The organism is Candidatus Firestonebacteria bacterium RIFOXYD2_FULL_39_29 (assembly GCA_001778375.1).
In the GTDB taxonomy this organism is placed as follows: Bacteria; Oederibacteriota; D2-FULL-39-29; order D2-FULL-39-29; family D2-FULL-39-29; genus D2-FULL-39-29.
The window spans coordinates 1-21,999 of the sequence record MFGV01000053.1 but is presented as its reverse complement, the minus strand read 5'-3'; the positions used below and the strand labels follow the sequence as shown (position 1 = coordinate 21,999).

Genomic DNA, 21,999 nt, shown 5'->3' with positions numbered 1-21,999 from the left:
GCTTGCTCCTTTGGAGTGAATATGCCATATTATATCATGTTAGTAATTTAATTGCGACACAGTCTGAATGACTATTTGTTGTAAGCGGGTAAAAACTCCCGCCATATTTAATGAATAATAACTCCATAAATAGTCACTAGTCAATAGTCATTAGTACTTTTTTATCAGGGAGGTATTTTTTATGATCAAAGTTAAACGCGCATTAATCAGTGTTTCAGACAAGACCGGTATCGTAGATTTTGCAAAAGCTCTAAAAAAGTATGGCGTCACTATTATTTCTACCGGCGGAACTTCAAAAGCTTTGAAGGATGCGGGAGTAGATTGCATGGATATCTCCGATGTTACCGGTTTCCCGGAGATGCTGGACGGGCGTGTTAAGACACTTCATCCAAAAATTCACGGCGGGCTTTTGGCTCTTAGAGAAAAGAAAGAGCATATGGATGTAATTAAACAGCATAATATTGAAATGATTGATATGGTTGTGGTCAATTTGTATCCTTTTGAAAAAACAGTGGCAAAACCGAATGTTACCATTGAAGAAGCGATTGAAAATATTGATATCGGCGGACCGTCCATGATACGTTCGGCTTCAAAAAATTACGAGAGTGTATGTGTCATTGTTAATCCCGCTTTCTATTTTGAAGTTCTTTCCGATATGGAAAAAAAATCAGGAGCGGTTTCAGATGACTTAAAAAGAAAGATGATGATAGAAGCTTTTAAACACACATATGAATATGATATGAATATCTATAATTTCTTCAGTAAAAAAGTACAGACCGGCGATATGCCTGAAATGTTCAATATCTCCATGAAAAAAGCTCAGGATCTCCGCTATGGCGAAAATCCGCATCAGAAAGCAGCTTTTTATGTAAATTCAAAAGCAATAGAGCCGTCCATCTCCAATGCGAAACAATTACACGGAAAGGAAATGTCCTACAATAATATTATGGATGCAGACGCGGCCGTAGAGATAATAAAAGAGTTCAGCGAACCCGCAGCTACTATTATAAAACATGCGAACCCTTGCGGTACAGCTGTAGGAAAGGATTTGGATTCGGCTTTTGTCGCGGCTTATGAAGCAGATCCTGTTTCCGCTTTCGGAGGCATTATTGCCGTAAACAGAAAAATTACGGCAAAAATTGCCAACTTCCTCACGGGAAAATTTATGGAGATGATTGCGGCTCCGGAATATGATGCCGAGGCGCTTGAGATCTTGAAAAAGAAGAAAGACATCAGATTATTGGAGATAAAAGGACTGGGTATAGATAAAACTAAAAACAATGAATTTAACGTCAGGAAGGTTGTCGGCGGAGTTCTGGTTCAGGATCGCGACTTGAAATCAATATCAGAGGGCGATCTGAAAGTTGTTACAAAAAAGCAGCCTGCAAAAGAAGAGATTGCCGATATGTTGTTCGGCTGGAAAGTTGTAAAGCACGTTAAATCAAATGCAATCCTCATCGTGAAAAACGGTGTAACACTCGGGGTCGGCGCCGGACAGATGAACCGGGTGGGGTCGGTAAAAATAGCGGCAGAGCAAGCGGGAGAAAAAGCAATTTGCGCCGTACTTTGCTCGGATGCGTTCTTTCCTAAGGCAGACGGTGTTGAAGCCGCGAAGAAAGCCGGAATTACGGCAATTATTCAGACCGGTGGCTCAGTCAGGGATCAGGAAGTAATTGATGCTGCTGACAGGCTTGGGATGGCAATGGTTATGACCGGTGTCAGGCACTTTAAACACTAATTACCTTGAAAAATATATTTAATCTTACAAAAGAAGAGCTTGCAGCCGGGATAATTGCGCTTGGCGGTAAAAAATTTAATTCCGCCCAGATATTTAACTGGCTTTACAAGAACAGAGTGGAAACTTTTTCTACCATGAGCAATCTCTCTAAAAATCTCCGCCCTAAGCTTGAAGAAGAATTTGAACTTTCTTTCTTTAATATTGTTAGAAAAGCGGAATCCCGGAATGAAGATGCGGTTAAATATCTTTTTGAGCTGGCGGACGGCAAAAAGATTGAAAGTGTTCTGATGATTCAGCCTTACGGTAATACCTTGTGTGTTTCCACCCAGGTAGGTTGTGCTTACGGCTGTTTTATGTGCGCTACCGGGAAAATGGGGTTGATTCGCGACTTATTACCGTCGGAAATGACCGGACAGCTCCTTGCTATAGAGAAAGATAAGAGCGTTAAGGTCAAAAATATTGTATTTATGGGAATGGGAGAGCCGCTTGCTAATTATGATAATCTAAAAAAAGCAATAGAACTGTTCTCGGATTCTGACGGGATAGGAGTTAATCAAAGGCGGATAACGGTGTCGACTTGCGGTATACTCCCCGGGATTAAAAAGCTGATTGAAGATAAATTAAGAGTTAAACTTTCGATCTCTTTGCATTCCACTTTTGACAGTGTCAGGAATAAATTAGTTCCGGTTAATAAAAAATACAATATAGCTCATTTGTTTGAAACTTTAAGAGATTATTGTGTTTCTACGAAGTTCCAGCTAACGATAGAATATGTACTTATTGAAGGTGTAAATGACGGAATTGTTGAAGTTGATAACCTGATAACGCTGATAAGAAAATACAATTTGGATGTAAAAGTGAATATTATTCCCGTAAATCCTGTAGATAAGCTTACTTTTAGTAAAGAAGAAATAATAAATTTGTGGCAGAAAAAGCTTGAAAATGCTAGAATAACAAGCACTGTGCGAATTGAAAGAGGGGCTGATATAATGGCAGCCTGCGGTCAGCTTGCGGGAGAAGGTTAATTGGATAAGGAAAAGCTTAAAACTATAGGGATTTTTGCCCTGATATTTTTTGTTACGTTATATCTAACTATGGCCTATGTGATAAGAGGCAAGTCAGTAATAGTTCCGGATATTAAAGGGTTCCCTGTTGAAGAGGCAAGAAAAATATTGGTATCTAAAGGCCTGGCTCTTAAAGAAAGGGCGGAAAGTTTCAGTGAAAGCATACCTGACGGTTGCGTGATGGTACAAGATCCAATAGAGGGATCATACATCAAAGCGGGACGAACAGTTGATGTTACAGTAAGCCGCGGCTTGAAGATGGTTACGGTTCCTGATATCAGGGAACAAAACGCAAGACAATCAAAGATTTTATTATCGCAGAGCGGATTGAATATTGGAATAATTTCAAAGATTACTACAAAAGATACTCCGGAAGGATATATTATTGCGCAAAACCCTATGGCAAATTCTTCAATAAAAAGAAATGCTGCGGTAAATGTTTTGGCCAGTTCCGGAGAAAAAGAAATTTACTATGTTATGCCCAATCTTATGGGGAAAAAGTATGAAACTGTCAGAAAATCGCTTTATTCGGTAAAGCTGAATGTTGGGAATGTTTCCTATAAAACCGTCTCAGGCTTTGAAAAAGGTTCTATTGTCAATCAATATCCTTTGCCGGGTTCGAGGGTAAAGAAAAATAGTTCTGTCGATTTAACGGTCAATTATGCGGAAAATGAGAAACAATACAGGCTTATCAGCGTTCTTTATACAGTTGAAAGGGGTGGTTTATCGGTCAAGAGAGTTCGTCTTGTAATTCTGGACAATGACGGTAGTCGTGAAATTTATAATGATATGTCGAGGTCGGGAAGTACCATTGAAAAGTCTGTAAGAGTGAGTGGTTCTGTTATACTTCAGGTATTTATTAATAATGAAATGAAAGAAGAGAGACCTTATGAATAAAATAAAAATCGCTCCTTCTATACTTTCTGCGGATTTCCTTAATTTCGAGAGAGATATAAGAAAACTGGAAAAATCCGGAGCTGACCTTATCCACATAGATGTAATGGACGGTTCTTTTGTCCCAAATATAACTTTTGGAATGGGACTAGTTAAGCAGATTGGAAAAATTACTTCGCTGCCTCTTGATTGCCATTTAATGATCGTTAATCCGGACAAATATATCGAAAGATTTGCCGAAGCAGGAGCCGACTATATTACAATTCACTATGAAGCTTCCGGAAATTTAAAAAATGATTTAACGAGAATAAATAATCTTGGAGTATTTGCAGGTTTATCTCTAAATCCTGATACTCCGGTTAGAAAAATATTTCCTTACTTGAAGTATGTTGATTTGATCCTGGTTATGTCTGTTTTTCCGGGATTTGGCGGTCAAAAATTCATAGCGGAATCCATAGATAGAATTGTGGAAATAAAAAATTTTATCATGAAAAATAAATATGATGTAAAAATTGAAGTTGATGGCGGTGTCAATGAAGTAACAGCGCCTTTGATAACTTCAGCAGGTGCCGATATACTGGTTGCGGGAGCAGCTGTTTTTAGTTCTAAAAATCAAAAACAAATTATAAAAAATCTGAGAAAGTAAAGAAGGGGGAAAAGTAAAATGAATAAAATGGTAGAATTGGTTTTAACGTTAGGAGGGAACCCTCAGGCAGGAGCTACGGCTTCAACGGAAGCATCGGCAGGAAGTACGTTCTTCCCGATAATAATGCTTGGGGTAGTGTTTGTGATAATGTATTTTGTGGTTCTTCGTCCTCAGAGTAAGGAACAAAAAAAGCATCAGGAGATGTTAAAAGCTTTAAAAAAGGGAGATAAAGTTCTTACCGCCGGCGGCATATATGGAATTATTGTCGGGATTTCTGATGCTGAAGCAAAAGTCGTAGTAAGAATTGACGAAAATACAAAAGTCGAAATAGGGAAGGCCTATGTTGTTGGAGTGAAACCTGAAGGCCAGGCAGAACAACCTGTTGTAAAGTGAAATTAATTGCAAGCTTGTATCAGTGTCCCCCTGTGGTGAGATCTCGTCCGCAACCATGTTTGTTGCGAGACCTCGCCTTTAGACGGGCCTCAGGCGGAGAATCTTTTATAAGGGAGGTTTTATAAATGCATAGAAATAGATGGGTAATGGGGATTATTTTTCTGGTATTTTTTGGTTCCCTTTATTCGATTTTCTTTGAGAGCGGGGAGTTTGTAAGACCGTTTAACACTGAAAATCCGAAGAAAAGGATTAAACTGGGACTTGACCTTCAAGGAGGAATGAACCTTATGATGGAGGTCGATGAAAGTCAGCTTCCAAAAGGGCTTACTTTGAATGAAGCTGTGGACCGGGCTGTTGAGGTTGTAAGGAATAGAGTTGACCAGATCGGAGTCTCGGAACCACTGATACAAAAAGAAGGTACAAAATGGATTGTGGTTCAGCTTCCGGGGGTTAAAAACCCTGATGAAGCAAAAAAGATGATAGGTCAAACGGCTCTACTTGAATTTAAACTTGTTGATGATGCCGGAGATGTGGAAAAAGCAATTGAGGGCAAAGTTCCTAAAGGGGATGTCCTGCTTTACGATAAAGAGAACAAACCGTTCCTTCTTAAAGAAGAACAGCTTATGACAGGAGCTTCTTTAGCTAATGCAAAAATGAGCCTGGGCGGCGGGAGTTTTGGTTCGGAAATTGGAGTTGATTTTAGCCTGACCGATGAAGGTTCTAAAATATTTTCTAAAATAACAGGATCGAATATAAATAAACGGCTTGCAATAATCCTTGATAATCGGGTGATCTCAGCGCCGACTATAAACAGTAAAATATCAAGAAGAGGTCAAATTACGGGAAATTTTGACGACAAAGAAGCTAAGAATTTGGCGTTACTCCTCCGTTCCGGTTCTTTACCGGTTCCGATGAACATTATCAGTGAGAATGTGGTCGGGCCTTCGCTGGGTGCGGACTCTATTAAAAAAGGTCTGTATTCCGGAATGATAGGTTTACTGGCGGTACTCCTTATTATGGGTTTCTATTATAAGTTTTCCGGAGTAATAGCTGATATTGGGCTACTCTGCAATATTTTGTATCTGATGGGCGGAATTACCTTAATAGGCGCTACCTTAACTATGCCGGGTATTGCCGGTATTATCCTGACCATTGGTATGTCTGTAGACTCTAATGTTCTTATTCTTGAAAGAATAAGAGAAGAGCTGAGAACAGGTAAAACAGTCAGGGCTGCGGTAGATGCGGGATACAACCGTGCTTTCTGGACTGTAATTGATTCTCATGTTACGACCTTGATAACGGCTCTTATTCTGTTTGTTTTTGGGACAGGGCCTATTAAAGGTTTTGCTGTAACTCTGAGTATGGGTTGTGCTATCAGTTTATTTACTGCGGTTGTAGTTACAAAAGTTATTTTTGACTGGAGATTGTCCAGAGGTGAAGTTGAGAAACTTAGTATTTAGAACAAATTCTATTGCGGAGGGACGATGATTCAATTATTTGGTAATACGAAAATTAATTTTGTCGGGCTGAGATTTATAGCATATATAATATCCAGTGTGCTGGTTTTTTCCGGACTTTTTGCAATTGTTCAAATGTCCCGAGGAAAGGGTAATATTGGAATTGATTTTGCCGGAGGAAGTGTTGTTTCTATTAAATTTAAAAAAGAATTAGATGCTGGTAAGATCAGAGAAGTGCTTGATAAAAATGGGTTTAAAGATACGGGAATACAACAGATAGCCGATACGCCGACTGATCCAAAATTAAAGGTCTTGCTCAGGATCAAAGCTTCAAATGTCAAGATTGGTGGTTTGAAAGAGGCTATGACAAAAGTATTTACTGAAGGTTTTCCGGGTGAAGTATTTGAAATTGACCGGATTGAAGATATGGGTCCGATCGTAAGTGCAAAGCTTAAGGGTCAGGCATTCTGGGCAATATTTTTTGCGATACTTTCTATTATGGTCTATATCTGGTTCCGTTTTGAATTCAGATTTGGCCTGGCCGGTGCTGTGGCTACCCTTCATGACGTGCTGGCTGTTATTGGAATATTTTACTTTATGAATAAAGAGTTTACACTTCTCTTTGTTACTGCTCTTTTGACTCTGGCAGGCTACTCCTTGACTGACACCGTAGTTGTGTTTGACAGAATAAGAGAAAATCTAAAGATAAGAGTTAAAGATAATCTTGATACTATTATAAATTCCAGTGTAAACGAAGTGTTAAGCAGGACTTTTATGACTTCGCTTACAGTTCTTATCGTTGTGACGTCTTTGTTTTTATATGGAGGGGAAGTTATTCATGACTTTTCTTTTGCTTTGATGATGGGCGTTGTTATCGGAACATATTCCTCATGGTTTGTTGCGAGTCCTATACTTATTGAATGGGAGCATGCCATGGAGAGGAAAGCGGTTGTCGTAAAAAAATGACATATAATGCCCGCCGAAGGGCGGGCATTATTACTTTTGATATGGCCTGTATTTAAAAGGTTAAAATGACATACGAAGAAATAAGAGCAAAGTTATTAAAGAGCAATCCTCAGGCAGATATTCTCCTGCTTGATAGATGCAATAAACTTGCAGAAGAAGTTCATTCCTCTCAAAAACGGCTTTCCGGTGATCCTTATATGACCCATGTTCTAGAAGTGGCAAATATCCTGACGGATCTGAAAATGGATCCCTCTACCGTATCGGCGGGACTGCTTCATGATGTGCTTGAAGATTCTTCCCTGACCTTTGAGGAGCTTAAGAACCAGGTCGGCGAAGAGGTTGCAGTTATGGTTGAAGGTCTTACGAAACTTTCTTTTAAGATAAAGCCCGAGAAAGAGATAAGACAGGCTGATAATTTTAGAAAAATACTTCTGGCTATGTCCAAAGACATTAGAGTTATAATAATCAAACTTTCTGACCGCCTGCATAATATGCGTACCCTTCAGTTTCTTCCCGAAGAAAATCAAAAAGAAAATGCCGAGGAAACCCTTCAGATCTATGCTCCGCTTGCGCACCGGCTGGGCGTCGGGCGTCTTAAGTGGGAGCTTGAAGACCTGTCAATGAAATATCTTTATCCCAAAGAATATAAAGAAATAGGAGATAAAATATCGGACAAGAGGGTTCACCGGGAAAAACTTGTAGAAGAAGCTAAAACCACTCTTCTTTCAAAATTAAATGAACTTGGGATCAACGTTCAAATTATCGGACGGGCAAAACATTTTTACAGTATATTTCAGAAAATGAAAAGACTTAACAAAGAATTTGAAGAAATTTATGATATTACAGCGCTGAGGATTATTACAGATTCTATGGAAGAATGTTATTCCATATTGGGAGTTATACATTCTATTTTTAAACCGATTCCCGGACAGTTCGATGATTATATTGCAATGCCAAAAACAAACCTGTATCAATCACTGCATACAAATGTGATTGGGCCAACCGGTTTGCCTTTGGAGATCCAGATCCGGACCAGGGATATGAACGAAACAGCGGAGTTTGGTGTTGCTGCCCACTGGTATTATAAAGAAGGCGGGCAGAGGGATAAAAAATCAGAGCATAAAATTGAATGGCTGCGGCATCTTATAGAATGGATGACAGAAGTTAAAGACTCAAAAGAATTTATGGATCTCCTTAAAATGGACCTGTTTGGAGACGAAGTGTTTGTTTTTACGCCAAAAGGCGATGTTTTTGCGCTTCCTCTCGGGTCCTCCGCTGTTGATTTTGCTTACGCCGTGCATTCTTCCCTGGGCGACAAAATTATGGGGGCAAAAATAAACAACAAGATGTCTCAGATCCGTTCAGAACTTAAAACAGGGGATATTGTTGAAATTATTACTTCTGTACATTCAAAGCCCAATCCTGATTGGCTAAAGTTTGTCCGCACAAATAAAGCAAAACAAAAAATAAGGCATTTTCTGAAGATAAAAGAGGAAGAAGAGAAGGTTAAAATAAAGTAAAGATTGTTTGGGGTTAAGATGAGGAATATCATAGATTGGATTATATAGTAGTATAAAATTAACAAGGAGTTTTATGGAAAATAAAGCTTTACAGAAAATAAATTACGGTTTGTATATTGTAAGCGCCAAAAATGGCGGTAAATTCAACGGTCAAATTGTAAATACAGTTTTTCAAGTTACTTCCGAGCCGCCTAGTGTTGCAATTTGTATAAATAAAAATAATTTAACTTATGGTTATATTGATAAAGATAAAGCTTTCTCTGTTTCTGTGTTGGAAAAAGAAACGCCCATGATCTACATAGGAAAATTTGGATTCAAGAGCGGAAAAGATATTGATAAGTTTGTGGATACGAAGTATATTATAGGTAAGACGGGTGTTCCTGTTGTTATAGACTGGTCTTTAGCTTATTTTGAATGCGAAGTAATCTCTCAAACTGACGCAGGTACTCATGCTATATTCATCGGTAAAGTAGTAAATGAGGGTATTTTGCAGGAAGATAAAGAGGCTTTAACGTATGAATACTATCGGTCGATAAAAAAAGGCAAATCGCCGAAGAACGCACCAACATTTGCAGGAAACCGGTAAGTGTTTAGATGGTTGGAGGTTCGGAGGCTTGGCAAGATAGCAAGTTGAGCGAAGTTTAAATATCGAACCTTAAATCTTCGCGAAATCCGCCTAGGCGTAGAAAGCAGGGAAAACAGTGAGAAAAGTGAAGAAAGTTTTGCAATAATGAGTTTTTATATAATAATAACACATTAGTGTAAAACTCGTCACGCGCAACCCGCTACTCGTAACTTATTTTATATACAAGAGGTAATCAAATGTTAATTCTAGGCATCAACAGCAGTCCGAGAAAAGGCGGCAACACTGATATTCTTCTTGAATATGCTTTATCAGGTGCGAAAGCTGCGGGGGCTGTAATTAAGAGGATAAACCTTGGAGAGCTGAAGTATTCCCCATGTCTTTCCTGTCCTAATCAAAGAAAAGACGGAGTTTGTATTGTAAAAGATGATATGGACGAAATCTACTGTGCTTTTGAAAAAGCAGACGTGGTGATCATTGCTTCTCCTGTGTATTTCGGCAGTGTCTCAGCCCAGTTAAAGATGATGATAGACAGGTTTCAATGTGCCTGGACCGCGAAATATGTCCATAAAACAGTAAAAACAACCTTTAAAAAACAGGGCGCATTTATTTGTGTGGAAGCAAGCAATAAAATAAGTTTTTTTGAAAATTCCAGGTCAATTGTAAAAAACTTGTTTGTTACTCTTAATATAAAGTATTCAAAAGAATTGTTATGCTCTCAAGTTGAGGATAAAGGCGCAATATTAAATAAAAAAGATTTGTTGTCTAAAGCCGAAAAGCTGGGGAAAGAATTGATAAATATAAGTTTGTAAGGTTTAGAAGGTTTGTAAAGTAAGAGCAGGTAGAAAAGTTGAAGTATTTGATATAATAACACAATAATGTAAGACGTTACAGACTTTTATGGGCGGTGTTGCTATTACTTTTTGTTTTATCAATGGAATCCAGTAGCTTTGTAATCAGTGGAATCGTACTATCAAAGGAGGGATTATTTTATGGGTGTCAAATTTACAGGCAGCGATGTAGTGGAAATGGGGATTCAAATAGAAAAAAATGGGAAAGAATATTACGAAGAAGTATCCAAGTGCTCGAAATCTGGAAAAGCAAAAATAATATTTGAATTTCTTGAAAAAGAAGAACTGGAACATATTGAATTCTTTAATAAACTTTTGTCCGGGCTTGAAAAAGAGGAAATAGCGGAATCCTATCCCGGAGAGTATCATGAATACATCGAACATCTTTCTGAACTGCATGTTTTTACAAAAGAAGGGAAAGGCAAAGAAGCCGCTTGTAAAATAAAATCTGATAAAGAAGCGTTGCAGACGGCAGTAACTTTTGAAAAGGATTCTATATTGTTTTATTATGAGTTGAAAAACTTCATCTCAGTTAAAGACGGAAAAGTACTTGATGAGATAATTAAGGAAGAGCAGGGACATTTGTCGAAATTAACGGTACTTTTGAAAGAAATATAAAAAATACAGGTGCTGGGTGCTTGATTTATAATAAAGAGTTGTTTTAATATATGATACAAGATATTACGTTATAGACGTTATGGACTTTTAATGACTTTTATGGACGATTGTTTTTATTTTAAATTATGAAACAAAAATTATTTTACAGGAGGATAATATTATGGCGAGTGTAAAAGGTACTGAGACTGAAAAAAATCTTCTTGCATCTTTTGCGGGGGAGTCACAGGCGCGGAATAGGTATACATATTTTGCTTCTGTGGCAAAAAAGGAAGGATTTGAACAGATTGCATGGTATTTTAGTGATACTGCGGATAACGAAAAAGAACATGCAAAAAGATTTTTTAAATTTCTGGAGGGAGGGGATCTGCAGATAACGGCGACATATCCTGCGGGAATTATAGGAACGACGAAGGAAAACCTGAAAGCCTCTGCGGCAGGGGAAAAACATGAATATACGGTTTTATATCCCGAAGCTGCAAAAATAGCCGAAAAAGAAGGTTTTAAAGAGGTTGCTGCGCTGTTTAGAGCTGTCAGTAAAGCTGAAATGTTGCATGAGGGTCGTTATAATAAACTTATGGCTAACTTGGAAAAAGGAAGTGTCTTTAAAAAGAGCGGTACGGTTAAATGGAAATGCAGAAATTGCGGATATATGCATGAAGGCCCGGAGGCTTTGGAACAATGTCCTGCTTGCTTGCATCCCAAAGCATATTTTGAGCTTTTCTGTGAGAACTATTAAATAATACCTGGTTTGTATATTATAAAAACCCCTGCCTTTTATTAAAGATGCGGAGTTTTTATTGAATATACCGCAACAAAATGATAAAATCCGATAAATGCGTTACTCCTGAGGGATCAACCCGGAAGGAGATTAGTTTGGGGGAAAAATGTCTGCAGTTTTACTCGATGGAGAATCAGTTGCAAAAAAGATCAAAGAAGGTTTAAAAAAAGAGATAGAAGGTTTTAACTCCCGGGGTAAAGAGCTAAAACTTATTGCTGTTCAGGTGGGAGAAAATGCTGCCTCACGTGTATATGTTAACCAGCAAAAAAAAGCTTGTGAAGAGATGGGATTGAAATACGAACTTAAAGAACTTGCTTCAACTACTACAGAAAAAGTGCTTTTAGAATATATAGAAAGTTTAAATAATGACGCATCGGTTACAGGGATAATTCTTCAGATGCCTCTCCCTAAAGAGATTGATCCTAAAAGTGTTCAAATAAAGATATCGCCAAAAAAAGATGTTGAAGGTTTAAACCCGTATAATATGGGGCTTTTGGTCTATGGGAAACAGGTTGTAGCGCCCTGCACGGCGCTGGGCGCGGTGGAACTTCTAAAAAGCAGCGGGGTTGAATTAAAAGGTAAGGAAGTTGTCATAATAGGCCATAGTGAAATAGTCGGGAAACCTATTTTATTACTTATGCTTCAATCTTTGACTGAATCTCCCACTCCTACGGTCTGTCATATCGCGACCAAGGATACACCGTCACATACAAAGAAGGCTGATATTGTTTTCGTTGCTGTAGGAAAACCGGGCTTGGTTAAAGCCGAGATGCTTAAAGCGGGATCCATTGTTATAGATATAGGTATTAACAGGGTCCCTGTGCTTGATGCGAACGGGGTTCATGTGGCAGATGAAAAAACCGGAAGGCCAAAAATGAAGACAGTAGGAGATGTTGATTTTGAGAAGGCAAAAGAAGTTTGCGGGATGATCTCACCTGTCCCAGGGGGTGTAGGTCCTTTGACCGTTACAATGCTTATTAAAAACACAATAGAATGCGCTAAATGGCAGGGCGAATAGCGGATCAGTCCGCAAGGAATCATGATGAAAATGAAAAAGATAATAGCAGTTTTAATTGTAGTTTTTGCGCCGTTTTTTGTTTATGGGGATGCGGAAAGACTGGATCTTTTGAAAGAAACAGTAATTAATTATCCGAAGTTTACATTAGAGAAAGGATATTATTCTACCGGAGCGGAGATGATAGATACCACCGAAGCTGATCCGGTCTGCGTTGAAGCTGCTTTTCCAGAAAAATGTTCAATTGTTAAAATATTTATTTTGACGGGAAAGACAAAAGTTACATCAAATCTTAACGGAGTTAGGGAAGTTTCAACAATGTATAACTTCGTAGTTGAAGCAAAAACGCAATATGGAGATTTTAAAGAGATAAGAAAGTTTATGAACAATACCGTTACAAAAATAGAGATAAAGGAAAAGGTTAAGACAGATTGCATTAGGATACGGGTGCTTCCTTATAGAGAAGGCTCAGCCAAATGTTTTGGAGATATGTCTTTTGAGGTCTGGGGTTATAAAGGAGATGAACCAAAACAGGAAAAAATAAAAATAAAGACAAAAGCAGATGCAAAAAAAGCTTTCAAGTTAAATGAAATAACGGCTAAAGAGTATATGCAATTCCTTAAGGACCTGACGGAATAATAAAAAACACGCCTTTTTCACCTACGCCTAAGTTAAAAGGAGCAGGGCTTTTATTATTGACTACAAATATTTTCTATGTTAGTATTTTTAAACAGAGCAGTAATTTAAAGGGTTTTTAGAATAATTTAACACAGGAGAATGAAGTAATAATATAAATCAGTGAAATCCTGTAGTTTTGTAATCGGTGGAATCTATTTAGAGAAAAGGGAAAATTAATGCATTATTTTGGGTTCAAGAAGGGTCAGTTATATTGTGAAAATGTAAAAGTTTCAAGTATAGCAAAAAGTACAGGAACACCTGTTTATATATACAGCAAAAGGACTATTGTTGAGCATTATAGAAAAATAGATGAAGCTTTTAAGGGTACGGATCATTTGATCTGCTATGCGTTAAAAGCCAATTCAAACTTTGCAATAATAAAATTGCTGCAGAAGGAAGGTTGTGGCGCAGATATAGTATCGGGAGGCGAGCTCTATAAAGCGCTTAAATCAGGGATTTCTCCTTTGAAAATTGTATATGCAGGTGTAGGTAAAACAAGAGATGAAATTAAGACTGCTATTAAAAGCCGGATCTTTATGTTTAATATTGAATCAATGCCGGAAGCTGAACGTATAAATTCAGTAGCGGGAAAACTTGGCAAAAAGGTTGAAGTAGCTCTCAGGATAAATCCTGATGTAGACCCGGATACGCATCATTATATTACTACCGGTAAAAAAGAGAATAAATTCGGTATTAATATCAGTAAAGCTAAAGAGTTTTTCCTTGCTACCGGCAGGTTGAAGAACTTGAAAGTATGCGGGATCCATACCCATATAGGCTCGCAGATAACGAAGGTGGAACCTTATATAATGGCTTTAAAGAAGGTTATTGCCCTTAAAAAAGAACTTGAGAAGATAGGGATTATTATTACAAGGCTTAATATAGGCGGGGGTTTAGGCATAATTTATAAGAACGAAAATCCTGAAACGCCTGCAAGTTTTGCCAAAAAAATACTTCCTCTTCTTAAACCTCTGGGAGTTAAGGTTATACTGGAGCCAGGCAGGTTTATTGTCGGAAATTCGGGGATAATGGCGGCCCAGGTACAATACATAAAAATCGGGGAAGTAAAGAATTATGTTATATTAGATGCCGGTATGAATGATTTTATCCGGCCTTCCCTTTATGGTGCCTATCATGATATTGTTGCGGTTAGAAAAACTAAGGGTAAGATTAGAGCTGATGTTGTGGGACCTATTTGCGAATCAGGGGATTTTTTCGGGAAAAACCGGGTACTTCCGGGGGTCAAAGACGGTGATTATATGGCTGTAATGAGTGCCGGTGCTTACGGGTTCTCAATGTCTTCCAATTATAATTGCAGGCGTAAACCCGTTGAAGTCCTTGTAGACGGTTCTAAATATAAAGTAATTAGAAGAAGAGAGAGTTTTGCGGATCTTTTTAAGGAAGAAAAGGCATAAAATGAAAAGTGTTGCATTTTCAAAAATGAGCGGTACCGGTAATGATTTTATTATTATAGATAACCGGAAAGGCGTAATAGCAAACAGTAAAAAGTTCGCTCTGGCAGTTTGTAACAGAAAAAGATCCGTCGGCGCTGACGGTGTATTACTTGTTGAAAGATCTAAAGTTGCGGACTATAAAATGCGGATTATTAATTCTGACGGTTCGGAAGCCGGTATGTGCGGTAATGGTATACGCTGTATTGCCATGTTTGCCTTCTTGAAAAAGATTGCAGGAAAAGAGCAGTCTGTAGAGACCTTGTCCGGTCTTAAAACGGTTACAATAACGGATTCCGGTAAAGGAGTCGTTGACGTCAATATGGGAGTGCCTAAAGATGAAAAATTTGGAATACATGTAAGAACATGTGGAAAGAGTTTTCTCGCATATTATGTCAATACAGGTGTTCCGCATACGGTCGTGTTTAATAAAAATGTAAATGTTGCAGTAGATGGCAGACAGATAAGGTATCATAAAGTATTTAAACCTGCAGGTACGAATGTTGATTTTGTAAAGGTCATAGATAAACATACAATAAGGGTCCGCACGTATGAAAGAGGTGTCGAGGAAGAGACGGATGCCTGCGGCACAGGGGCAACAGCTTCCGCTTATATTACAAATATGCTTTGCAAGACAAAATTTCCCGCGAAGGTTGTAACTTCTGGCGGGGACATTTTGAAAATAGACGCTGATGAAGACGGGAATTTATACATGTCGGGTAAAGTTACAAATATTTGTGAAGGTAAAATATTCTATTGACCAAATACCTTCCTCCCCTTTTAGAAAAGGGGAGGAAGGTATGGTAAGGAGAGAAATAAATGTTTGAAGGTTTAGTAACAGCGCTTATTACTCCGTTTAAGAACTATAAAGTTGATGAAGCGAGAGTAAAAGAAAATGTGGAGTTTCAAATAAAGAATAAAGTCTCCGGACTTCTGCCTTGCGGCACAACGGGTGAATCTCCGACTTTGTCTAATGAGGAGCATAAAAAAGTAATTCAATTGGTTTTAAAAGCAGCAAAAGGCAGAGTTCCTGTTATGGCCGGCACCGGTTCGAATTCTACGGATGAAGCAGTTGAGCTTACCAGATATGCAAAAAAGATAGGCTGCGATGCTGCGCTCATGGTCTCTCCATATTACAATAAGCCGACGCAAAAAGGGCTTTATATGCATTTTAAGAAAGTAGCTGACACTGTCGATATTCCTATAATGCTGTATAACATTCCGGGGCGCACGGGCGTAACGATAGAAACAGCTACTATGCTAAAATTAAAAAATGACTGTAAAAATATTATAGGAGTAAAAGAAGCTACCGGTAGTTTGGATATGACAAGCCAGATCATCTCTGCCTGCGGAAAAGATTTCTGCGTTATGTCGGGTGATGACAATCTGACTCTGCCTATCATGTCTGTCGGCGGAAAAGGGGTTATCTCCGTAATTTCTAATATTATGCCGGGAAAGGTTGCTGAAATGACCGCGGCTTATGCAAGAAAGGAAATTAAAAAAGCGATTGAGCTTCATTATTTCCTGTTTCCGCTGATCAAGGCGGCGTTTATAGAAACAAATCCTATTCCTATAAAAACTGCGATGATGCTTGCCGGTATGGATACAGGGGAAATGCGTCTTCCAATGTGTGAAATGGAAGATGGAACTTTTGAAAAATTAAAGGAAGTTTTGAAGGGTTACGGGCTAGTGAAGTAGAAAGGGAAGCAGAGAAAGCAAGGACAGAAAAAGAAGAAAGAGAAGTTGAGCAAAGGTATAAATATTAAACCATAAACCCTTTGCGAAATCCGCCTATGCGGAGGAATGGAGAGAATATGATAAAAGTTATAATTATAGGCGCCGCGGGAAGAATGGGGTCGGTAATAACTAAAAATATTGCAGCAGAAAAGGGTGTTACTATTGCAGGGGTAATTGAAAGTGCGAAGTTTCCGGGAATAGGTAAGGATATTGGATATGTTACCGGCAACGGTAAAATCGGTGTAAATTTGTCTTCTAATCTTTCAGAGATCGCGGCAAAATGCGATGTAATAATTGATTTTACTTTGCCGGCTTCTTCTTTGAAAAATCTCGAAATTGCCGTTAAATTCAAAAAGGCTGTTATTATAGGAACGACCGGTTTTAATGATGCAGAAAAAAAGCTGATAGCTGCAGCGGGAAAAGCTATTCCTGTTGTTTTTGCTCCAAGCATGAGCATAGGGGTGAATCTTCTTTTTAAGCTTGTAAAGGAAGCTGCTGAGGTCCTTAAGGGCTATGATGCTGAGATAATCGAGACCCATCACCGTTTCAAAAAAGATGCTCCTTCAGGGACGGCTTTAAGGCTCGGTGAAAGTATAGCCTCCGGGAAGGGTGTTGATTTTAAAAAAAATACTATATTCGGCAGGGAAGGTATTGTAGGCGAAAGAAAGCCCGGTGAAATTGCTATTCATGCAGTTAGATCCGGAGATGTTGCAGGCGAGCATGTCGTTTCATTTGGAACAATAGGCGAAAGGATCGAACTGGTACATAAAGCTTCCAGCCGAGAAGCCTACGCAAGCGGGACCATTCTTGCAGTAAGGTATATTTACAAGGCAAAAGCAGGGCTTTATGATATGCAGGATGTACTGGGGCTTAAGTGAGAAAAGAAATTACGATTGACGAATGACAATTGACAAATTTATGAAGGCGAAATAAAGAGATTCACCGAATTATTTTCAATAAAGGACTGGATAATGAAAATAGAAGTTGCTGAACGCTTAAAAAAACTTCCTCCTTATCTTTTTATTGAAATAGATAAAATGAAAAGGAAGGCAAGAGAGGAAGGCGTTGATATAATTGATCTCGGTATCGGAGATCCTGATCTGCCGACTTTGCAACCTATTATCGAAGAGATGCAAAAAGAGATCTGGGATGCAAAGAATCATCAGTATCCGCTTGGTTCAGGATTAAAGGATTTTAGAACTGCGGTTACGGACTGGTATAAAAAACGTTTTGATGTTGATTTTGATTCTGATACCGAAGCAATGGCTTTGATCGGCTCGAAAGAGGCTATCGGACATTTACCCCTGGCTTTCATTAATCCGGGGGATGTTGTCCTTATCCCTGATCCCGGGTATCCGGTATATAATGCCGGGACCATATTTGCGGAAGGTGTTCCCTATATAATGCCGTTACTTGAAAAAAATGGGTTTCTTCCGGATCTTGACATTATTCCTGCCGGTATTTTAAAGAAAGCAAAATTAATGTTTATAAACTATCCGAACAACCCTACGGCGGCGGTTGCGCCAAACTCTTTTTTTGATAAAGTTACAGCCTTTGCGAAAAATAATAATATTATTGTCTGTCATGACGCAGCCTACTCTGAAATGTACTATGAAGGTAAAAAGGTTTCCAGCTTTTTTAATGCAAAAGGTTCTAAAGATGTAGGGATTGAAATGCATTCCTTCTCGAAAACTTTCAATATGACCGGATGGCGTCTTGGTTACGCCGTCGGGCATAAAGATCTAATAGCAGGACTGGCTTCAATAAAGGGTAATCTTGATTCGGGGCAGTTCCATGCTATACAGAGGGCGGGAATAAAGGCTTTAAACCTGCCGGAAAAGTGGACTGATGATCTCCGTAAAATATACGAAGCTCGGAGAAATGTGCTTGTATCCGGTTTAAGATCACTGGGCTGGGGTGTTAATGATCCTAAAGCAACTTTTTACGTGTGGATCAAGGTGCCTGAAGGATTTAAAGATAAAAATAAAACTGTCGTTTCAATTTCAAGCGAATTTGTTAAATTTCTTCTTAAAAATTGCGGGATTGTTTCAACTCCGGGAGTCGGTTTTGGCGTGTATGGAGAAGGTTATATCAGAATGACTATTTGCACCACGGAAGAACGTCTTAATGAAGCAGTTAAACGGTTAAAGGAAAAATGCCGGTTTTGAAAGCCTATATATCCATAGGAAGTAATCTGGGAAACAGGCTTGTTAATTTAAAAAAATCAGTGCTGCTTTTGTCAAAATATGGTAAAATTAAGGTAATAAGAGTGTCTCCCCTGTATGAGACAGAACCTGTAGGCGAGGTCAAACAGGGTCTTTTTTTAAATGGAGTAGTAGAAATAAAAACAACGCTTGATCCCATAAAGCTTCTCTCTGTCTGCAAAGAAATTGAATCAGAGATGAAAAGGAAAAAGACGGTAAAATGGGGGCCAAGAGTAATTGATCTGGATATAATTCTTTATGGGACAGGGGTTGTTAAGCTGAAAGGTCTGACGATCCCTCATAAGGAAATTAGTAAAAGAGAGTTTGTTCTTAGGCCGCTTGTGGATCTAAATAGTAAAGGCCGTCACCCTGTTTTTAAAAAGAGTTATTTAAGACTGCTGAAAGATATAAAAGGCGGGAAAAAAGTAAAAAAATATGGAAAAAGCGTTTAATCATAAATACATAGTGGTCGAGGGACCTATCGGGGTAGGAAAGACCAGTCTTGTTGATCTAATTGGCCAGGAATTCCGATTCAAACAGATACTTGAGGTGGTAGAAGAAAATCCTTTTCTTCCTAAATTTTATAAAGAGATGAAAAACTTTGCTTTTCAAACGCAGATCTTCTTTCTTTTGAACAGGTACAAGCAGCAGCAAGCCTTGTTCCAAAACGAGTTGTTTTCTTCCGGTATTATGGCGGATTACCTCTTTGAGAAAGACAGGATATTTGCTTATGTTAATCTGGATGAGAGCGAGCTGGTGCTGTATGAAAAACTTTATGCTATTTTAAAACCGCAGGTGCCGAAACCGGACCTGGTTATTTATTTGCAGGCAAATACGGATACACTTATTAAAAGGATAAAAATGCGGGGCCGTACTTATGAGAAAACAATAGGTCATGATTACCTGGACCGTTTAAATAAAGCTTATAATGAGTTCTTCCTCAGGTATAAAGAAACGCCGCTACTTATTATTAATACCAACGAAATAGATTTTGTCCATAAGATGGGGGATCTAAACGATCTTATTAAGACTATCAGGGAAATGAAAACAGGGACAAAATATTACCTCCCCATAAGTTCCTAAGGATGCAATGAAAGTTATTTCAAAAATAGCAGAGATGACTTCCTTTTCCAAAAAACAAATAGCCAAAGGTAAAGTTATCGGATTTGTTCCTACTATGGGGTACTTGCATGAAGGACACCTCTCTCTGGTCAAACAGGCAAAAAAAGAGTGCGATATCGTAATTGTAAGTATTTTTGTTAATCCGACACAGTTTGGCCCTAAAGAAGATCTTGTGGCTTACCCAAGGGACTTAGAGCGTGATCTGACGTTATTGGAACCGATTAAGGCGGATATTGTATTTCATCCGGAAGCTTTAGATATGTATCCCTCAGGCTTTAAAACGTATGTTAACATTGAAGATGAGCTGACCCGGAGACTCTGCGGTGCATTCCGTCCTGTTCATTTCAAAGGTGTTACCACGATAGTTGCGAAATTATTTAATATAGTCCTGCCGAACAACGCGTACTTTGGACAAAAAGACGCCCAGCAGTGTGCGGTAATAAAAAAGATGGTCAAAGATCTTAACTTTCCGTTAAAGATAATTGCTTTGCCTACGGTTAGGGAAAAGGACGGCCTGGCTATGAGCTCAAGGAATATTTACCTTAACCCGGAAGAAAGAAGGTCAGCTCCCGCAATATATGCGTCGCTTTTATTGGCAAAAAAAATGATAGATAAGGGAGAACTCCGGGCGAAAAAAATTATCATTGCCGTAAAAAAAGAATTAAATACCATGAAAAATGCAAAGATCCAGTATATTTCGGTTGTTAATTCTGAGAATTTGGAAGATTTAAAGACCATTTCCGGAGAAGTGATTATAGCCGTAGCGTTAAAACTCGGAAAAACCCGGTTAATAGATAATATAATAATATCAGCATGAAAGAATATTAAATGTTCTTATTTGACGAAGTTGAAAAGATTGCAGGAAATTTTGTCGGTGAAACTTACAAATTCGTGGATTTTCATTTCTCCAACCTGTTAAAATCGATAAAATCCGTAAAAGGTAATGCCCGTGTTATGATAGTTTCTGTTCCTTTTTGGGCCATACCTATGACGTGGCTTGGGGTGTATCAATCAATATTTGCAAAGCATCTGGGTGTAACCGACAGGGAACTGGGTTTTATTGCAAGTTTGGGGATGCTTGTGCAGATTGGAACAACGGTATTTGGCGGTTACGTTGCTGACAGATGGGGAAGAAAAAGAACGGTTATATTCTGTGACACTCTATGTTTTTTAACTGCATTTACTTTTCTTCTTTTTGCAAAAAATATCTGGTTTTTCGTGTTCTATATAATTTTTCTTAATTTAAGGTATGTGGGCTTTCCGGCCTGGAAATGTTTATGTCTTGAAGGAGCTAAACCCTCAAATAGAAGTCAGGTATTCTCCCTGAATAATCTTACGGGAGCTTTAAGCTCTTTGTTTGTCCTGTTTTCCGGTATTTTTATAGATAAATTCGGGATTGACGGGGGTACGAGGGTAATTATAGGCTTTTGTATCCTTGGAGTTTCAGCCGGGATATTTTACAGACAAAAATATTTGACAGATTCTTTTAGCAGTAAAAAACTGGTAAACGAAATAAAGAAGGAGAACAGCTTTAATTTAAAAAAATATTATACTGATGCTTTGAAAAAGATCTATTTTAATAAAACTATATTTTGGATCCTGGTTTTACAGATCATGGTTGTCTTTACTTTCAGTATGTGGAACCTTTACTGGCCGATATATTTTACGGACCAGAAAGGGCTGGGTTTGAAACCTGCCGACCTTCCCATATTTTCATTGATAAGTTCAATGGTCGGTATTACTTCAACTTTTCTCGCTATTTCTTTAGTAAAACAAAATATATATAAAAAGGTTCTGACCTATGCGTCAATACTTCCTATTTTTGGAGCAATAATTTACATTATCACCCCTCCTAATACAATGTATTTATTAGCGCTGAGTTTTATCATTAATAATATATTTGCTTCATTATACGGGCCGATAACCGAAAGCATGGCGGCGGATTCAATGAATGAAAAAGAACGGGCAAGATTGTTCTCCGTTTTTAGTACAATATTATATCTTTTTTGTGTTCCTTCCACAGCCCTGGCAGGTATATTATATTCTATCTGGCCAAGATTACTTTTTATTGTTATTTTATTGCTGACCATTTTAACTTTTATTCTTATTAAGATTAAGATAAAATACCGGCCAAGCTCTGTCCTTTTAGTGAAAAACCTGAAATAAGCAAGTGAAATAAGTTAAATCATGAAATGACAGCGATTCCGCAACTATAATAAATAGCCCTATAAAAACCTGTATATACCCTGAGAAAAACGATTATTACCTGTTTAAGCAAATTCGC

23 protein-coding genes are annotated in these 21,999 nt (G+C 38.3%); all 23 read left to right on the top strand.

The window, feature by feature from the left end; translation table 11 throughout:
- Positions 1-184: 184 nt before the first annotated feature.
- Complete coding sequence (locus A2536_01840; GenBank protein ID OGF45969.1) at positions 185-1,738, top strand: bifunctional phosphoribosylaminoimidazolecarboxamide formyltransferase/IMP cyclohydrolase; 1,554 nt, start codon at positions 185-187, stop codon at positions 1,736-1,738.
- A gap of 5 nt (positions 1,739-1,743) precedes the next feature.
- On the top strand, positions 1,744-2,763 hold the full coding sequence (locus tag A2536_01835) for a 23S rRNA (adenine(2503)-C(2))-methyltransferase (GenBank protein OGF45967.1): 1,020 nt from the start codon (positions 1,744-1,746) through the stop codon (positions 2,761-2,763).
- Positions 2,764-3,699: a hypothetical protein gene (locus A2536_01830; protein ID OGF45966.1), complete on the top strand. Its 936-nt coding sequence runs from the start codon at positions 2,764-2,766 to the stop codon at positions 3,697-3,699.
- Complete coding sequence (locus A2536_01825) at positions 3,692-4,342, top strand: ribulose-phosphate 3-epimerase (protein OGF45965.1); 651 nt, start codon at positions 3,692-3,694, stop codon at positions 4,340-4,342. The genes A2536_01830 and A2536_01825 overlap by 8 nt, the downstream gene beginning before the upstream one ends.
- A gap of 36 nt (positions 4,343-4,378) precedes the next feature.
- Entirely contained in the window at positions 4,379-4,735 is a 357-nt protein-coding gene (locus tag A2536_01820) for a preprotein translocase subunit YajC (GenBank protein OGF45968.1), read from the top strand.
- 125 nt (positions 4,736-4,860) lie between these two features.
- Complete coding sequence (locus A2536_01815; GenBank protein ID OGF45964.1) at positions 4,861-6,195, top strand: protein-export membrane protein SecD; 1,335 nt, start codon at positions 4,861-4,863, stop codon at positions 6,193-6,195.
- 24 nt (positions 6,196-6,219) lie between these two features.
- Complete coding sequence (locus tag A2536_01810; GenBank protein OGF45963.1) at positions 6,220-7,158, top strand: protein-export membrane protein SecF; 939 nt, start codon at positions 6,220-6,222, stop codon at positions 7,156-7,158.
- A 65-nt stretch (positions 7,159-7,223) separates the two neighbouring features.
- Positions 7,224-8,678: a hypothetical protein gene (locus A2536_01805; protein ID OGF45962.1), complete on the top strand. Its 1,455-nt coding sequence runs from the start codon at positions 7,224-7,226 to the stop codon at positions 8,676-8,678.
- 73 nt (positions 8,679-8,751) lie between these two features.
- Entirely contained in the window at positions 8,752-9,264 is a 513-nt protein-coding gene (locus A2536_01800) for a flavin reductase (GenBank protein OGF45961.1), read from the top strand.
- 236 nt (positions 9,265-9,500) lie between these two features.
- Complete coding sequence (locus tag A2536_01795) at positions 9,501-10,073, top strand: hypothetical protein (protein ID OGF45960.1); 573 nt, start codon at positions 9,501-9,503, stop codon at positions 10,071-10,073.
- A gap of 180 nt (positions 10,074-10,253) precedes the next feature.
- Positions 10,254-10,730 (top strand): hypothetical protein, encoded by a 477-nt coding sequence (locus tag A2536_01790; protein OGF45959.1) that lies wholly within the window; start codon positions 10,254-10,256, stop codon positions 10,728-10,730.
- A 160-nt stretch (positions 10,731-10,890) separates the two neighbouring features.
- Positions 10,891-11,466 (top strand): rubrerythrin, encoded by a 576-nt coding sequence (locus tag A2536_01785; GenBank protein OGF45958.1) that lies wholly within the window; start codon positions 10,891-10,893, stop codon positions 11,464-11,466.
- A gap of 148 nt (positions 11,467-11,614) precedes the next feature.
- Positions 11,615-12,526: a bifunctional 5,10-methylene-tetrahydrofolate dehydrogenase/5,10-methylene-tetrahydrofolate cyclohydrolase gene (locus A2536_01780; GenBank protein ID OGF45957.1), complete on the top strand. Its 912-nt coding sequence runs from the start codon at positions 11,615-11,617 to the stop codon at positions 12,524-12,526.
- 24 nt (positions 12,527-12,550) lie between these two features.
- Positions 12,551-13,162 carry a hypothetical protein gene (locus A2536_01775; protein OGF45956.1) on the top strand — a complete coding sequence of 204 codons (612 nt, stop codon included), beginning with the start codon at positions 12,551-12,553 and terminating at the stop codon, positions 13,160-13,162.
- Positions 13,163-13,377: 215 nt separating this feature from the next.
- On the top strand, positions 13,378-14,616 hold the full coding sequence (locus A2536_01770) for a diaminopimelate decarboxylase (protein ID OGF45955.1): 1,239 nt from the start codon (positions 13,378-13,380) through the stop codon (positions 14,614-14,616).
- Between the two features lies 1 nt (position 14,617).
- Positions 14,618-15,412, top strand: a complete 795-nt coding sequence (locus A2536_01765; protein ID OGF45954.1) for a diaminopimelate epimerase — start codon at positions 14,618-14,620, stop codon at positions 15,410-15,412.
- Positions 15,413-15,471: 59 nt separating this feature from the next.
- Positions 15,472-16,350: a 4-hydroxy-tetrahydrodipicolinate synthase gene (locus A2536_01760; protein OGF45953.1), complete on the top strand. Its 879-nt coding sequence runs from the start codon at positions 15,472-15,474 to the stop codon at positions 16,348-16,350.
- Positions 16,351-16,466: 116 nt separating this feature from the next.
- Positions 16,467-17,267 carry a 4-hydroxy-tetrahydrodipicolinate reductase gene (locus A2536_01755; GenBank protein OGF45952.1) on the top strand — a complete coding sequence of 267 codons (801 nt, stop codon included), beginning with the start codon at positions 16,467-16,469 and terminating at the stop codon, positions 17,265-17,267.
- 93 nt (positions 17,268-17,360) lie between these two features.
- Complete coding sequence (locus A2536_01750) at positions 17,361-18,557, top strand: LL-diaminopimelate aminotransferase (GenBank protein ID OGF45951.1); 1,197 nt, start codon at positions 17,361-17,363, stop codon at positions 18,555-18,557.
- Complete coding sequence (locus A2536_01745; protein ID OGF45950.1) at positions 18,545-19,045, top strand: 2-amino-4-hydroxy-6-hydroxymethyldihydropteridine diphosphokinase; 501 nt, start codon at positions 18,545-18,547, stop codon at positions 19,043-19,045. The genes A2536_01750 and A2536_01745 overlap by 13 nt, the downstream gene beginning before the upstream one ends.
- A complete protein-coding gene (locus A2536_01740) occupies positions 19,029-19,676 on the top strand; it encodes a deoxyadenosine kinase (GenBank protein ID OGF45949.1) in 648 nt (215 codons plus the stop codon). Before A2536_01745 ends, A2536_01740 begins: the two co-directional genes overlap by 17 nt.
- Before the next feature lie 7 nt (positions 19,677-19,683).
- Entirely contained in the window at positions 19,684-20,532 is an 849-nt protein-coding gene (locus A2536_01735) for a pantoate--beta-alanine ligase (protein ID OGF45948.1), read from the top strand.
- An 11-nt stretch (positions 20,533-20,543) separates the two neighbouring features.
- Entirely contained in the window at positions 20,544-21,881 is a 1,338-nt protein-coding gene (locus A2536_01730) for a hypothetical protein (GenBank protein OGF45947.1), read from the top strand.
- Positions 21,882-21,999 lie beyond the last annotated feature (118 nt).